The organism is Actinacidiphila sp. bgisy145 (assembly GCF_057708125.1).
The window spans coordinates 84,658-99,888 of the sequence record NZ_JBYIRL010000029.1; the positions used below are offsets into that span (position 1 = coordinate 84,658).

Annotated in this window: 11 protein-coding genes; 8 read left to right on the top strand and 3 right to left on the bottom strand. The window is 74.3% G+C overall.

Annotated elements, in window-relative coordinates:
• The first annotated feature begins 63 nt into the window (after positions 1 to 63).
• Both AC3ERT_RS24920 and AC3ERT_RS24925 read left to right on the top strand, forming a co-directional pair.
• Positions 64 to 573 carry a DUF485 domain-containing protein gene (locus tag AC3ERT_RS24920; protein WP_435130197.1) on the top strand — a complete coding sequence of 170 codons (510 nt, stop codon included), beginning with the start codon at positions 64 to 66 and terminating at the stop codon, positions 571 to 573.
• Between the two features lie 38 nt (positions 574 to 611).
• Positions 612 to 2,249 carry a solute symporter family protein gene (locus AC3ERT_RS24925; protein ID WP_435130244.1) on the top strand — a complete coding sequence of 546 codons (1,638 nt, stop codon included), beginning with the start codon at positions 612 to 614 and terminating at the stop codon, positions 2,247 to 2,249.
• A gap of 13 nt (positions 2,250 to 2,262) precedes the next feature.
• On the opposite strand, the gene AC3ERT_RS24930 is transcribed toward AC3ERT_RS24925, so the two are convergent.
• Complete coding sequence (locus AC3ERT_RS24930) at positions 2,263 to 3,234, bottom strand: ferredoxin family protein (RefSeq protein WP_435176897.1); 972 nt, start codon at positions 3,232 to 3,234, stop codon at positions 2,263 to 2,265.
• Positions 3,235 to 3,319: 85 nt separating this feature from the next.
• Positions 3,320 to 5,767 (bottom strand): DNA gyrase/topoisomerase IV subunit A, encoded by a 2,448-nt coding sequence (locus tag AC3ERT_RS24935; protein ID WP_435176899.1) that lies wholly within the window; start codon positions 5,765 to 5,767, stop codon positions 3,320 to 3,322.
• Between the two features lie 257 nt (positions 5,768 to 6,024).
• Between AC3ERT_RS24935 and AC3ERT_RS24940 the strand changes: the two genes are divergently transcribed.
• The 3 genes from AC3ERT_RS24940 (at position 6,025) to AC3ERT_RS24950 (ending at position 9,720) form a co-directional block, all read left to right on the top strand.
• Positions 6,025 to 7,377, top strand: coding sequence for a M16 family metallopeptidase (locus AC3ERT_RS24940; RefSeq protein ID WP_335978972.1), 1,353 nt, complete (start codon positions 6,025 to 6,027; stop codon positions 7,375 to 7,377).
• Positions 7,374 to 8,759, top strand: a complete 1,386-nt coding sequence (locus AC3ERT_RS24945) for a M16 family metallopeptidase (protein ID WP_435176902.1) — start codon at positions 7,374 to 7,376, stop codon at positions 8,757 to 8,759. Before AC3ERT_RS24940 ends, AC3ERT_RS24945 begins: the two co-directional genes overlap by 4 nt.
• Positions 8,760 to 9,045: 286 nt before the next feature.
• Complete coding sequence (locus tag AC3ERT_RS24950) at positions 9,046 to 9,720, top strand: GntR family transcriptional regulator (protein WP_435130182.1); 675 nt, start codon at positions 9,046 to 9,048, stop codon at positions 9,718 to 9,720.
• Positions 9,721 to 9,931: 211 nt separating this feature from the next.
• Here the strand turns inward: AC3ERT_RS24950 and AC3ERT_RS24955 are convergent, their stop codons facing one another.
• A complete protein-coding gene (locus AC3ERT_RS24955) occupies positions 9,932 to 10,213 on the bottom strand; it encodes an HPr family phosphocarrier protein (protein ID WP_335978977.1) in 282 nt (93 codons plus the stop codon).
• 183 nt (positions 10,214 to 10,396) lie between these two features.
• Here AC3ERT_RS24955 and AC3ERT_RS24960 point away from each other — a divergent pair, with 183 nt between their 5' ends.
• Genes AC3ERT_RS24960 through AC3ERT_RS24970 form a run of 3 tightly spaced genes read left to right on the top strand, consistent with a single transcriptional unit; the run spans position 10,397 to position 15,126 of the window.
• Positions 10,397 to 13,300: a bifunctional acetate--CoA ligase family protein/GNAT family N-acetyltransferase gene (locus AC3ERT_RS24960; protein ID WP_435176904.1), complete on the top strand. Its 2,904-nt coding sequence runs from the start codon at positions 10,397 to 10,399 to the stop codon at positions 13,298 to 13,300.
• A gap of 30 nt (positions 13,301 to 13,330) precedes the next feature.
• Positions 13,331 to 13,933 carry a DUF5998 family protein gene (locus tag AC3ERT_RS24965; protein ID WP_335978983.1) on the top strand — a complete coding sequence of 201 codons (603 nt, stop codon included), beginning with the start codon at positions 13,331 to 13,333 and terminating at the stop codon, positions 13,931 to 13,933.
• Positions 13,933 to 15,126 carry an alkaline phosphatase family protein gene (locus tag AC3ERT_RS24970; protein ID WP_435176906.1) on the top strand — a complete coding sequence of 398 codons (1,194 nt, stop codon included), beginning with the start codon at positions 13,933 to 13,935 and terminating at the stop codon, positions 15,124 to 15,126. Before AC3ERT_RS24965 ends, AC3ERT_RS24970 begins: the two co-directional genes overlap by 1 nt.
• The last annotated feature ends 105 nt before the right edge of the window (positions 15,127 to 15,231 follow it).

A 15,231-nucleotide genomic window follows, 5' to 3' on the forward strand; every position in this document is an offset into this window, starting at 1 on the left:
ATCTTCCCGGTCTGCCCATGATGGGCCGCACGACCGACCGGTCGGCGGATCGAGGAGATTTCGGTGGACGAGCACGGCGGGGGAGACCCGGGGACGCTGGGGGTGGACAGCCCGTGGCGACAGGCCGCGGTGGCACGGCAGTGGACGCCGGTGCCGGATACGGATGCGGGGTCGGGCGCGGTCAGAGAGCAGGTGACACCGCCTGTGGTGCTGCCGAGGGCGCGCTCGGCGGACGAGGCGGACGCGCGGGCGGCGGTGTACCTCGAGGTGCAGCACAGCGCGGCGTTCAGCCAGGTGCGGGACCGCTACCGGGGGTTCGCGTTTCCGGCGGCGGCGGCGTTCGTCACCTGGTACCTGGTCTACGTGGTGGCAGCAACCACCGCACCGGGTGTGATGGCCCGCCGGGTGGTGGGCGAGTTGAACGTGGCGCTGGTTGCGGGGCTGGCGCAGTTCGCGACGACCTTCCTGCTGACCTGGGCGTATGCGCGGCATGCGCGGCTGCGGCGGGACCAGGCGGCGCTTGACCTTCGGTGGACGCTGGCCACCAGGACCGGGCAGGAGCGGGTGCGGTGACAGGGCAGTTGGCGGGGCAGCGGGCCGAGGTGGCGTACCTGGCCGATACGACCGGGGACCACCAGGGGCTGGCGATCGTCCTGTTCACGGTGTTCGTGTCGGTGACGCTGGCGATCACGGCGTGGGCCGGGCGGCGGCGCAGTTCGTCGGAGGAGTTCTTCGCCGGCGGGCGGCTGTTCACCCCGGCGGAGAACGGGTTCGCGATCGCCGGGGACTACATGTCGGCGGCGTCGTTCCTCGGGATCTCCGGGCTGATCGCGCTGTTCGGCTATGACGGGCTGCTGTACTCGGTCGGGTTCTTCGTGGCGTGGCTGATCGTGCTGATGCTCGTCGCCGAACTGGTGCGGAACGTCGGCCGGTACACGCTGGCCGATGTGCTGTCGGCGCGGCTGCGGCACCGGCCGGTGCGGATCGCGGCGGGGACGGCGTCGGTGACGGTGTCGATCCTGTACCTGGTGGCGCAGATGGTCGGGGCGGGCAGCCTGGTCGGGCTGCTGCTCGGCGGTACCGGGGCGGCCAGGACCTGGACGGTCATCGGGGTCGGGGCGCTGATGGTGGTCTACGTGTCGTTCGGCGGGATGCGGGCGACCACATGGATCCAGATCGTCAAGACCGTGCTGCTGATGGGCGGGACGGTGGCGCTGACGGTGATGGTGCTGGTCAAGTACCACGGCAACGTGGACGGGTTGCTGCGCTCGGCGGTGACGGGGAGCGGGCAGGGCGACGCGTTCCTGGCGCCGGGGCTGAAGTACGGGATCAGCGGGACGTCGCGGCTGGACTTCATCAGCCTGGGACTGGCGCTGGTGCTGGGCACGGCCGGGCTGCCGCACATTCTGTCGCGGTTCTACACGGTGCCGACGGCGCGTTCGGCGCGGCGGTCGGTGGTGTGGGCGATCGGGCTGATCGGGGCGTTCTACCTGATGACGATCGTGCTGGGCTTCGGGGCGGCGGCGATGGTCGGTTCGGACACCGTGCGGGCGTCGAACGAGGCGGGCAACACCGCGGTGCCGCTGCTGGCGGAGGCCCTGGGCGGTGGGTCGGGCACGACCGGCGGCGCGGTGCTCTTCGCGGTGGTCGGGTCGGTGGCGTTCGCGACGATCCTGGCGGTGGTGGCGGGGATCACCCTCGCGTCCTCCGCCTCGGTGGCGCACGACCTGTATGCGACGGTGCGGCGCGCGCCGCGCCATGCCGCGGCCCGGGGCGACGCCGGGAACCCGGGCGGCCGGATGGAGGAGGACGAGGTACGGGTGGCGCGGTTCTCGGCGGTCGGCATCGGTGCGGTGGCGATCGCGCTGAGCCTGCTGGCGCAGGATCAGAACATCGCGTTCCTGGTGGGGTTGGCGTTCGCGGTGGCGGCGTCGGCGAACCTGCCGTCGTTGCTCTACTCGCTGTTCTGGCGGCGGTTCACCACCAAGGGCGCCGTGTGGTCGATCTACGGTGGGCTGCTTCCGGCGCTGACCTTGGTGGTGCTGTCGCCGGTGACGTCCGGACGGGCCGACTCGCTCTTCCCGGGGGTGGACTTCCACCTCTTCCCGCTGGAGAACCCCGGGTTGGTGTCGATCCCGCTCGGGTTCTTCGCCGGCTGGCTGGGCACGGTGCTGACCCGGGAGCCGGCGGACGAGGCCGCGTTCGCGGAGACCGAGGTGCGGTCGCTGACGGGAGCGGGCGCGGTGTAGGGCGCCCACGGGGTTACGGGGCCGGCGTTCCCGGGGCGGTCTGCTCGATGGACTCGACGTCCATCCGGGCGGGCGTGCCGAGGGCGGCCCCGCAGCTTTCGGGGCGCGGGGGAGTGGCGGCGTGCTGGGCGACCAGCGCCCGCCACTCCCGTCCGTCGGTGTGCCGTACGTGCACCGACCAGGCGGCGGACTCCGCTGCCGGGTTGCCCGGGTTGTCCGGGCGGACAGCGGGGACCGGATCGGCGGAGTGCACCGCCAGCGCGTCCGCGCCGTCCTCGCCGATGAGCGCGCGCACCGCCAGGTCAGCGGCCTGCCCCGGCCGGGACCAGCTGGAGCGGCCTCGGCACCCTTCGAGGGCGATACGGCCGGAGTGCGCGGCGGTCAGCGCGGCCTTGGCGGTGGCGGCGTCCAGGCGGCCATAGGCATAGCCGTGCGGGAGGACCAGCATGGTCGGGGCGAAGCGGTGGCCGCCGAGATGGGTGGTCTCCCACACGTCGAGGCTGCTGTCGGCGGCGAGTTCGGCGGCGAGCGGGCGGCCCTGGACGGCGCAGCAGCGGTCGCGGGTGCCGTTGGTGCAGACGAGGGCGATCGGCGGGTGCCCGGGACCGTCGGCGGGGGCGCCGAAGCCGGCGGGCAGGCCCGCGCCGAGCGCCTGGAAGTCCAGGGCGGCCAGGTCGGCGGGGTCGGCCACTTCGGTGCTGCGTACCCAGGAGCGCCCGGGCGCGGTGTGCGCGGCGACGACCCGGTGGCGCGGCCGGCGGGTGTCGGCGTGCCGGCCGGGACGGCGGATGAGGCCGAGCCGGACCCCGGTGCCGTCGGCGAGCCGCTCCAGCTCGCGGCCCAGTGCCGGGTCGAGGTGACTGGCCCGGAGTGCCTTGGCGCCCCAGGGCCCCGGCTGCTCGATCAGCAGCCAGGTCCGTGCGGTTGCCGCGGTGGCGGCCGTCGGTTCGGCCAGTTCGATCGAGGCACTGGTGCAAAGACTCACCCGGCCGAGCCTAGTGGGCGCCGCCGCCGCGCCCGTGCGGCTCCCTGTGCCCGGGGTTGGCTCGGCCCCGGGCACAGGGTCCGGATCACGCCGGGCCTGCGACCGCCGCCACCGGCTTCGCCAGGGGCACCCCGGAGCCGTCGCGGCGCGGGTCCTTCGGGGGCAGTTCGGCGGGCGCCCCCGTGGAGGTCGCCGCGCGGGCGGGCGCGGGACCGGCCCAGGCCAGCAGCAACCCGTTCTCGCCGCGCAGGAACCGCTGGCAGCGCACTCCGCCGGTGGCCCGCCCCTTGCGCGGGTACTGGTCGAAGGGCGTCAGTTTCGCGGTGCCCTCGCCCCCGCCGTCGAGGGTGCCCTCGGAACGGGCCACGGTGAACACGACCGCCTCCACGGCCGGATCGACCGCCGTGAAGGAGATCGCCCGGGCGCCGTCGGCGAGTTTGATGCCCGCCATACCGCCCGCCGGGCGGCCCTGCGGCCGGACCTGCCCGGCCGGGTAGCGCAGCAGTTGGGCGTCGTCGGTGATGAAGACCAGGTCCTCCTCACCGGTGCGCAGTTCCACCGCGCCCACGAGGGTGTCGCCCTCCTTGAGGGTGATGACCTCCAGGTCGTCCTTGTTCGCCGGATAGTCCGGCACGACCCGCTTGACCACGCCCTGCGCGGTGCCGAGCGCCAGCCCGGGGGAGGACTCGTCGAGCGTGGTCAGGCACAGCGCCCGTTCCCCGTCGTCCAAGGCCACGAACTCCGACAGCGGCGCCCCGCCGGCCAGCGAGGGCGCGCCCGCGGTGTCCGGCAGCATCGGCAGGTCGATGACGGTCAGCCGCAGCAGCCGGCCGGTCGAGGTCACCACGCCGAGGTCGGAGCGCGCGGTGGTCGACACCGCGGACAGGATCACGTCGTGCTTGGCGCGCTTGGCCGAGGTGTCCTGGTCCGGTCCGCCGGCCGCGGTGCGCGCCAGCAGGCCGGTGGAGGACAGCAGCACCCGGCACGGGTCGTCGGCGACCTCCAGCGGTACCGCGGCGGCCGGCGTGCCCGCCGACTCCAGCAGCACGGTGCGCCGCTCGGTGCCGTACTTCTTCGCGACCGCGGCCAGCTCCGCCGAGACCAGCTTGCGCAGCTCGGCGTCCGACTCCAGGATGCGGGTCAGCTCGGCGATCTCCTCGTTGAGCCGGTCGCGTTCGGCCTCCAGCTCGATCCGGTCGAAGCGGGTCAGCCGGCGCAGCGGGGTGTCGAGGATGTACTGCGTCTGGATGTCGGACAGGCCGAACCGCGCCATCAGCCGTTCCTTGGCCTGCGCCGCGTTCTCGCTGGAGCGGATGATGGAGATGACCTCGTCGATGTCGACGAGCGCCACCAGCAGGCCGTCCACCAGGTGCAGCCGGTCGCGGCGCTTGGTGCGGCGGAACTCGCAGCGGCGCCGGACCACGGTGAAGCGGTGGTCGACGTAGACCTCCAGCAGCTCCTTGAGGCCCAGCGTGAGCGGCTGGCCGTCCACCAGGGCCACGTTGTTGATGCCGAAGGAGTCCTCCATCGGCGTCAGCTTGTAGAGCTGTTCGAGGACGGCCTCGGGGTTGAAGCCGTTCTTGATCTCGATGACCAGCCGCAGCCCGTGCTCGCGGTCGGTGAGGTCCTTGACGTCGGCGATGCCCTGGAGCTTCTTGGCGCCGACCATGTCCTTGATCTTGGCGATGACCTTCTCGGGCCCGACGGTGAAGGGCAGTTCGGTGACGACCAGGCCCTTGCGGCGCGGGGTGACGTCCTCGACGGCCACGGTGGCGCGGATCTTGAAGGTGCCGCGGCCGCTCTCGTACGCGTCGCGGATACCGGACAGCCCGATGATCCGGCCGCCGGTGGGCAGGTCGGGCCCGGGGACGTGGCGCATCAGCGCGTCGAGGTCGGCGTTCGGGTGGCGGATCAGGTGCCGGGCGGCGGCGACGACCTCGCCCAGGTTGTGCGGCGGCATGTTCGTGGCCATGCCGACCGCGATCCCGGACGAGCCGTTGACCAGCAGGTTCGGGTAGGCGGCCGGCAGGACCTCGGGCTCCTGCTCCTGGCCGTCGTAGTTGGGCGCGAAGTCGACGGTGTCCTCGTCGATCGACTCGACCATGAGCTGGGCCGGGCCCGACATGCGGGCCTCGGTGTAGCGCATCGCGGCGGGCAGGTCGTCGAGCGAACCGAAGTTGCCGTGCCCGTCGACCAGCGGCAGCCGCTGGGAGAAGGGCTGCGCCATCCGCACCATCGCGTCGTAGATCGACGCGTCGCCGTGCGGGTGCAGCTTGCCCATCACCTCGCCGACCACGCGGGCGCACTTGACGAAGCCGCGCTCGGGGCGCAGGCCCATCTCGTTCATCTGGTAGACGATGCGGCGGTGCACCGGCTTCATGCCGTCACGGGCGTCGGGCAGCGCGCGGGCGTAGATCACCGAGTAGGCGTACTCAAGGTAGGAGCCCTTCATCTCGTCCACGACGTCGATGTCGAGGATGCGCTCCTCGAAGTCGTCGTCCGGAGCCGGGCTCTTCGTCGTGCGGCGGGCCATCTCGGCGGCGCTCCTTTGCCTTGCGTGGTGCCTACAGGGTGCGTGGTGCTGGTGCGGGCGGTACTTCGTTCGGGTGCTGCGGCAGGCGTACGCCGCGGTGCGGCGCGGTCCATTGTGGACCGCGGCACCGACAGCGCGGACCGCGACCCGGCACGGAGGACGTTCCGAGCGGGAACTTCGCGCAGCGCGGGCACGCTTGCCTAGAGTGGCAGCACTCTACGCAGTCACGCAGCAGCGACCGGAAGGACAGCTTGCCCATGGGTCACACGGCCACCCCGGAGGCACACTCCAGCGGCCTGACAGCCACCGAGCACCGCCTGGCGAACGGCCTGCGCGTGGTGCTCTCCGAGGACCACCTCACCCCGGTCGCCGCGGTATGCCTCTGGTACGACGTCGGTTCGCGCCATGAGGTCAAGGGCCGCACCGGCCTCGCCCACCTCTTCGAGCACCTGATGTTCCAGGGCTCGGCCAACGTCAAGGGGAACGGGCACTTCGAGCTCGTCCAGGGCGCGGGCGGTTCGCTCAACGGCACCACCAGCTTCGAGCGCACCAACTACTTCGAGACGATGCCCGCCCACCAGCTCGAACTCGCCCTGTGGCTGGAGGCAGACCGCATGGGCAGCCTGCTGACCGCGCTGGACCAGGAGAGCCTGGACAACCAGCGGGACGTGGTGAAGAACGAGCGCCGCCAGCGGTACGACAACGTGCCCTACGGCACCGCCTTCGAACGCCTCAGCGCGCTCTCCTTCCCGGACGGGCACCCCTACCACCACACGCCGATCGGCTCGATGGCCGACCTCGACGCGGCCTCGCTGGAGGACGCCCGCGCCTTCTTCCGCACGTACTACGCGCCCGGCAACGCGGTGCTGTCGGTGGTCGGCGACATCGACCCGGAGCAGACGCTCGCCTGGATCGAGAAGTACTTCGGCACCATCCCGGCGCACGACGGCAAGCCCGCGCCGCGCGACGGCTCGCTGCCCGACCTGGTCGGCGAGGGCGTCCGCGAGGTCGTCGAGGAGGACGTCCCCTCGCGCGCCCTGATGGCCGTCTACCGGCTGCCGCACGACGGCACCCGGGAGAGTGACGCCGCCGACCTGGCGTTGACGGTGCTGGGCGGCGGCGAGTCCTCCCGCCTGCACAACCGGCTGGTACGCCGGGACCGCTCCGCGGTCACCGCCGGGTTCGGCCTGCTCCGGCTGGCCGGGGCGCCCTCGCTCGGCTGGCTGGACGTCAAGGCGTCCAGCGGCGTCGAACTGCCCGTCATCGAGGCGGCCGTCGACGAGGAGCTGGCCCGCTTCGCCGAAGAGGGGCCCACCGCCGAGGAGATGGAGCGCGCGCAGGCCCAGCTGGAGCGCGAGTGGCTGGACCGGCTGGCCACGGTGGCCGGCCGCGCCGACGAACTGTGCCGGTTCGCCGTGCTGTTCGGCGACCCGCAGCTCGCCCTCACCGCGGTGCAGCGGGTGCTGGACGTGACGGCCGATGAGGTCAGGGCGGTCGCCGCCGCGCGGCTGCGCCCCGACAACCGGGCCGTCCTCGTCTACGAGCCCACCGCGGGCAGCGCCGAGCAACAGGACGACCAGGACGAGCAGGGAGAGGGTGCCGAGGCATGAGCGACACCGCCGCCACCATGACGTTCCACCCGCAGCCGCAGGCCGGCGAGCCCAGGCCGTGGGCCTTTCCCGCCCCCGAGCGCAGCACCCTGGCCAACGGCCTGACGGTGCTCACCAGCCACCGCCCCGGCCAGCAGGTCGTCGCGGTCGAGGTGCTGCTCGCCGCCCCGCTGGCCGCCGAACCCGAGGGCCTGGACGGGGTCGGCACCATCATGGCCAGGGCGCTGTCGGAGGGTACCGACCAGCACTCCGCGGAGGAGTTCGCCGCCGAACTGGAGCGCTGCGGCGCGACGCTGGGCGCGCACGCGGACCACCCGGGGGTGCGGGTCTCCCTCGAAGTGCCCGCGTCCCGGCTGGACAAGGCGCTCGACCTGCTCGCCGAGGCGCTGCGGGCCCCGGCCTTCGCGGACGACGAGGTCAAGCGGCTGGTCGCCAACCGGCTCGACGAGATCCCGCACGAGCTGGCCAACCCCGGCCGCCGGGCCGCGATGGCGCTGTCCAAGGAGCTGTTCCCGCCCGAGGCGCGCAACTCCCGGCCCCGGCAGGGCACCGAGGAGACCGTGCGGCGGATCGACGCGGCCGCCGTGCGCGCCTTCTACACCGCGCACGTGCGGCCGGTCACGGCCACCGTCGTGGTGGTCGGCGACCTGACCGGGATCGCGCTGCCCGCGCTGCTGGAGAGCACCCTGGGCCGCTGGACCGGCACCAAGGCCGATCCGCCGGCCCGCCCGGCGATCACCGCCGACGACACCGCCCGCGTGGTGATCGTGGACCGGCCCGGCTCGGTGCAGACCCAGATGCTCATCGGCCGGACCGGACCGGACCGCCAGGACCCGGTGTGGGCCGCGCAGGTGCTCGGCACCTACTGCCTCGGCGGCACCCTCACCTCCCGGCTGGACCGGGTGCTGCGCGAGGAGAAGGGCTACACCTACGGGGTGCGCGCCTCCGCCCAGGTGCTGCTCTCCTCCGCGGACGGCACGGGCGCCGCGATGCTGGCCATCAGCGGCTCGGTCGCCACCGAGGTGACCGGCCCGGCGCTGGCCGACACCTGGCGGGTGATCCGCGAGCTGGGCGAGGGCGGGCTGACCGACGCCGAGCGCGACGTGGCCGTGCAGAACCTCGTCGGGGTGGCGCCGCTGCGCTACGAGACCGCCGCCGCGGTGGCGGACACCTTCGCCGACCAGGTCGAGCAGGAGCTGCCCGACGACTTCCAGGCCGCGCTGTACGCCCGGCTGGCCGAGACCGGCACTGTGGAGGCGACGGCCGCGGTCGTCAACGCCTTCCCGCTCGACCGCCTCGTGGTGGTCCTGGTCGGCGACGCGGCCGCGATCACGGAGCTGGTACGGGAGCTGGGCATCGGCCCGGTGACCGTCGTCTCCTGACCGCTGTCCGACTGCTGTCCGATCGCCGTTCGGCCGCCGTTCGGCCGCCGTGTCGTGAACGGCGCCCGCCGCCGCACGCACGCCCCACCGGAACCCCGGCCCGCCCACCCCGGCGCGCCGGGGTTCCGGCGTCACCGCCTTTGCGCCTTCACGCCCCCGCTGTCCGAAAACGAACCGGACTTTCCGGTAATTCGGGGGCTGCTTTCCCAACCGCCCCCTGCTGCAATAGAGTCGCGGCAGAACGCTTACGGGGAGAGAGCGGAGTTCGTGTGATGCGGAAACGGATGTGAACGGCGCGGGGGGCACCGATCGGCGTATCTCGGCCCAGGTGGTGTGTACGGCGATCCGCGACGACATCGTGGGCGGATTCTTCCCGCCCGGCAGCCGCCTGACCGAGGAACTGCTCGCGCAGCGGTACGGGGTTTCGCGGGTGCCGGTGCGCGAGGCGCTGCGCACCCTGGAGTCCGAGGGCTTCGTCCGCACCCGGCGGCACGCCGGCGCGTCGGTGGCCGAGCCGACCGAGCAGGAGGCCGCGGACCTGCTGGAGCTGCGTGGCCTGCTGGAGCCGCTGGGCGCGGCGAGAGCGGCGCAGCGGCGCGGCGAGGCGCACCTGAAGGTGCTGCGCGGCCTGGTCAGACTGGGCCAGGAGCGGGCGGTGCAGGGCCAGCTGTCGGACCTGCCGGCCCTCGGCGGCTGGTTCCACGAGACACTGGCGCAGGCGTCCGGCAGCCCCACGCTGGCCGCGCTGCTCACTCAGCTGCGGCACAAGATCGCCTGGGTGTACGGCGGGGGCAGTGCCGACCGCGCCGCGCAGGCGTGGGAGGAGCACGCGGCGATCGTGGACGCGGTGGCCCGCGGCGACGCCGAGCGGGCCCGCCGGCTGGCCGCGCTGCATGTGGAGCGCGCCACCGCGGTGAGAACCCCGAAACACGCCGTACACGTGGGGCGCCGCCGCGCTTAACAATGGCGCCGTATACAAGAACGTGAATTGCTCTCCCCGGTCGTGCCGGAAAACCGGGCCGGTCGGCACCCCGGTGTTTTTCGGGCGGTGGCCGGGTGCGGATTGCGGGCGCTCTTTCCGACCGGATATGCGAGGGCCGGTGAATTCCGCCGCGCCGGGGGAATTCCGTGCGCCCGCGGCCCGGCCGCGGCCCGCCCGGGGAGCGGGGCGCTCAGACCGTCTCGGGCAGCTCCTCCAGGCCCTCGGCGACGAGCTTCACCAGCCGGTCCAGCGCCGCCTCGGCGCCCTCGGCCGGCGAGTCGAGCACGACCTCCTCGCCGCCCTGCACCCCCAGGCCCAGCACCGCCAGCATCGAGCGGGCGTTGACCGGTTCGCCGCCGGCCCGGGCGATCGTCACCGGCACCCCGGCGGCCGTCGCCGCGCGCACGAAGATGGAAGCGGGGCGGGCGTGCAGGCCGTCCGCCCAGCCGACGTTGACGTGCCGCTCAGCCATGGTGAAGCCCTTCGGGTCGGTGCGGTCCGCACAGGTGGTCCAGCAGGTCCCGGCCGCCCCGGCAGGCCCCCGGCGCTGCGTGCGCCGGCCGGCCCGCGCGGGAAACGGCCTCCCCCAGACTGCCCCCTGCGCGTCGGCGGCGCGAGCAGACACCCCACGCGCTCCGGCGCATACGCTGGGGACATGAGCGACCAGCCGTACCCCGTCCACTGGGAGGCCGACGTGGTGCTGCGCGACGGCAGCATCGCCCGCATCCGGCCGATCGGCCCGGAGGACGCCGGACGGCTGGTCCACTTCTACGAACAGGTCTCCGACGAGTCGAAGTACTACCGGTTCTTCGCGCCCTACCCGCGGCTGTCCGACCGGGACGTGCACCGCTTCACCCACCACGACTACAACGACCGGGTCGGCCTGGCCGCCACCGTCGGGGGCGAGTTCATCGCCACCGTCCGCTACGACCGCACCGACGACCAGGGGCGCGCCGCCTCCGGCCCGGCCGCCACCCGCGCCGAGGTCGCCTTCCTCGTCCAGGACGCGCACCAGGGCCGCGGCGTCGCCTCCGCGCTGCTCGAACACATCGCCGCGGTCGCCCGGGAGCGCGGCATCCTGCACTTCACCGCCGAAGTCCTGCCCGCCAACCGCAAGATGGTCAAGGTCTTCACCGACGCCGGCTACACCCAGCAGCGCAGCTTCGCCGACGGCGTGGTCCACCTCGACCTCGACCTGGAACCCACCGACGAGTCGGTACGCGTGATGCGCGCCCGCGAGCACCGCGCAGAGGCCCGCTCGGTCCAGCGGCTGCTGCGGCCGGAGTCCGTCGCGGTGGTCGGCACCGGACGCCGCCCGGGCGGCATCGGCCGCACGCTGCTGCGCAACATCGCGGCCGGCGGCTTCACCGGGCGGCTCTACGCGGTCAACCACGCCTTCCCCGAGGGCGGCACCGACCTCGGCGGGGTGCCCGGGCACCGCTCGGTCCGTCGGATCGCGGACAGCGGTGCGAGCGTCGACCTCGCGGTGGTGGCGGTGCCCGCCCAGCGGGTGCCCGAGGCCGTCGCCGACTGCGGCGCCGCCGGGGTACGGGGCCTGGTCGTGGTCAGCGCGGGCTACTCCGAGACCGGCCCCGAGGGCCGGGCCCGGCAGCGCGAACTGGTCCGGCAGGCCCGCTCCCACGGCATGCGGGTGATCGGGCCGAACGCGTTCGGGGTGATCAACACCGCGCCCGACTCCCGGCTGAACGCCTCGCTGTCGCCCGACATGCCGCGCCGCGGCAAGCTCGGGCTGTTCACCCAGTCCGGCTCCATCGGCATCGCCCTGCTGTCCGGGCTGCACCGCCGCGGGCTGGGCCCGTCCGCCTTCGTCTCGGCGGGCAACCGCGCCGACGTCTCCGGCAACGACATGCTCCAGTACTGGCAGGACGACCCGGACACCAGCGCGGTGCTGATGTACCTGGAGTCGTTCGGCAACCCGCGCAAGTTCACCCGGCTCGCCCGCCGCGCCGCCGCCGACAAGCCCGTGGTCGTGGTGAAGGGCGCCCTGCACTCCGGCGCGGTGCCCGCAGGACACGAGGTGCCGTCCCCCCGCATCCCGGACTCCACGGTGTCCGCGCTGTTCCGGCAGGCCGGGGTGATGCGGGTGGACACCGTCACCGAACTCCTGGACGCCGGGCTGTTCCTGGCCCTCCAGCCGCTCCCGGCCGGCGACCGCGTCGCCATCCTCGGCAACTCCGAGTCACTGGGCCTGCTCACCTACGACTCGGCGCTCACCGCCGGGCTGCGCCCCGCCGCCCCGGCCGACCTCACCACCGCGGCCGGCCCGGACGACTTCGCCGCCGCGCTCACCGCCGCCCTCGCCGACCCCGGCAGCGACGCGGTGGTGGTCACCGCGATCCCGCGGGTCGGCACCGACCTGCTGACCGCCGACCCGAGTGACCCCAGTGACGCGGCCACGCTCCCCACCCCGCCGAGCCCCGCGCGCGAGGCGGGCGCCACCCCGGCCGGCACCCCCGATCCGGGCGCCGCCCCGGCCACCGGACCCGGTCCTGACCCCGTACCCGGCCCCGCATCCGACCCCGAGGCCGGCGACGACCCGGAACTGGCCGCCGCCCTGCGCGCCGCCGCCGCCGGCGCGGCCAAGCCCGTCGTCGTGGTCCACCTCGCCCTGGACGCCATGGCCGACCGGCTCGGCGCCCCCGCCGACGGCAGCGGCCCGCCCGCCGCCCGCATCCCCGCCTACCGCGCCCCGGACCGCGCCGTCCGCTCGCTCGCCGAGGCCACCGCCTACGCCGCCTGGCGCGCCGGCGAGGCCGACCCCGGCCGCGTGCCGGAGCTGGACGGCATCGACGAGGACGGCGCGGCCGCCGACGTCCGCCGGCTGCTGCCCCCGGGCACGCCCCCCGACGAGGGCGTCACCCTCACCGACGCCGACACCGCGGCCCTGCTCGGCCGCTACGGCATCGAGGTCCGGCTGGCCCGGCCCGCGCCCGACCCGGACGCCGCAGCCGAGGCCGCCGCCGCGCTCGGCTACCCGGTGGCGCTGAAGACCACCGCGCCCCACCTGCGCCACCGGGCCGACCTCGGCGGCGTACGGCTCGACCTCGCCGACGAGGACGACCTGCGGCGGGCCTACGGTGAGCTGACCACGCGGCTGGGCGGCCCCGCCGAACTGCGCCCGGTGGTCCAGGCGATGGCCCCGCGCGGGGTCGACACGGTGGTACGGGCCGGGGTGGACCCCGCGGCCGGGGCGGTGCTCTCCTTCGGGCTGGCCGGGGCACCCTCCGAACTGCTGGGCGACGTGGCGCACCGGCTGGTTCCGGCCACCGACCGCGACGCCGCGGAACTGGTGCGCTCCATCAAGTCCGCGCCCATGCTCTTCGGCTGGCGCGGCGCCGAACCGGTGGACACCGCGGCCCTGGAGGAACTGCTGCTGCGGGTGTCGATGCTCGCCGACGACCTGCCGGAAGTGGTCGCGGTCGACCTGGAGCCCGTGGTGGTCGCCCCGCGCGGCCTGAGCGTGCTCGGCGCGCGGGTCCGGCTGGCAACCCCGCCGGCCCGTACGGACCTGGGCCCGCGCGCCCTGACGACGTACTGAACGCCCTGGCGCGCGCATAGGATGGACGGCATGGCGAAGACCGGTACGACGACGCAGGGACTGCGCACGGCCATCGAGCGCAGCGGCTACTACCCGGCCCTGGTGGCCGAGGCCGTAGAGGCGGCCGTGGGGCGCGAGCCGGTCACGTCGTACCTGGTCCACCAGGAGACCACCTTCGACGCCAATGAGGTGCGGCGGCACGTGACGGTGCTGGTGCTCACCGGCAGCCGCTTCATCGTCAGCCACACCGACGAGCAGGCCGCCGACGACACCTCGCCGAGCCCGTACGCGACCACCTCCACCGAATCGGTGAAGATCGGCCGGATCTCCTCGGTGGTGGTCAGCCGGGTGGTGGCCAACCCCGAGTCCTACACGCCCGGCACCCCCGGCCAGCCGGGCACCCTGCCGCGCGAGGTGGTGCTCACCATCGGCTGGGGCGCCGTCTCCCGGATCGACCTGGAGCCGGCCGCCTGCGGCGACCCCAACTGCGAGGCCGACCACGGCTACACCGGTTCCTCCACCGTGGACGACCTCTCGCTGCGGGTGAGCGAGGCCGGGGACGGCCCCGACACCGTGCGGCAGGCCCTCGCCTTCGCGCAGGCCCTCTCCGAGGCGACAGCGGCCACGGACTGATGGCCGGAGCACCGCCCGACACCCACGACCCCGAGCCGCTCGACCCGCGCACCGCCCCGGTCCCCGCCTACGGCACCGCCGCGCTGTGCGACGTGATCCCCGCCGCGGTCGCCGGGTTCGGCGTCCCCGGCATGCCGGCCACCGGACTGGTCCTCGAACCGGCCGACCGGGTCTGCGTGTTCCTGGTGGACGGGCTCGGCTGGGAGCTGATCCTGCGCCACCCCGACGAGGCGCCCTACCTCACCTCGCTGCTGGGCACCTCGCTCGGCGGCAGCGGCCGCCCGCTCACCGCCGGCTTCCCGTCCACCACCGCCACCTCGCTCGCCTCCGTCGGCACCGGCCTGCCGCCGGGCGCACACGGCCTGGCCGGGTACACCGCGCTCAACCCCGCCACCGGCGAGCTGATGAACCAGCTGCGCTGGCAGCCGTGGACCGCGCCGGGCGCCTGGCAGCCGCACCCGACCGTCTTCCGGCTCGCCGACGCGGCCGGCATCGCCACCTGCCAGGTCTCCTCGCCGGCCTTCGCGCAGACCCCGCTGACGAAGGTCGCGCTGTCCGGCGGCACCTTCCACGGGCGGCTGTCCGGCGAGGAGCGGATGGACCTGGCCGCCGACCGGCTCGCCGCCGCCGACCGCGCGCTGGTCTACACGTACTACAGCGAACTGGACGGCATGGGCCACCGCTACGGCGTCGACTCCGACGCCTGGCGCGGGCAGTTGGCCATGGTCGACCGGCTGGCGCAGCGCCTGGCCGAGCAACTGCCGCCGCGCAGCGCCCTGTACGTCACCGCCGACCACGGCATGATCGACATCCCGTTCGACGAGGAGTCCAGGATCGACTTCGACGAGGACTGGGAGCTGCGCGCGGGGGTCGCGGTGCTGGGCGGCGAGGGCCGGGCCCGGCACGTGTACGCGGTGCCCGGCGCCGAGGCCGATGTGCTCGCGGTGTGGCGCGAGGTGCTCGGCGACCGGATGTGGGTGGCCGGCCGCGCGGAGGCGGTGGCCGCGGGCTGGTTCGGGCCGCAGTGCGAGCCGCGGGTGCTGGGCCGGATCGGGGACGTGGTGGCCGTGGCGCGCGACGACATCGCGATCGTGGCGAACCGCGGCGAACCCGGGGAGTCGAAGATGGTGGGCCTGCACGGCTCCATGGCCCCCGTCGAGCAGCTGGTGCCGCTGCTCGAAGTACGCTCCTGAGGGCGTCCGCCGCGCCGCCGTCCGTGTCCTGCCCGCCTGAGCCCTGCCCGCCCGTGCTCTGACCACCCGCCCGTGCCCTGACCGTCCTTGCCGCCGCGTCCCGTC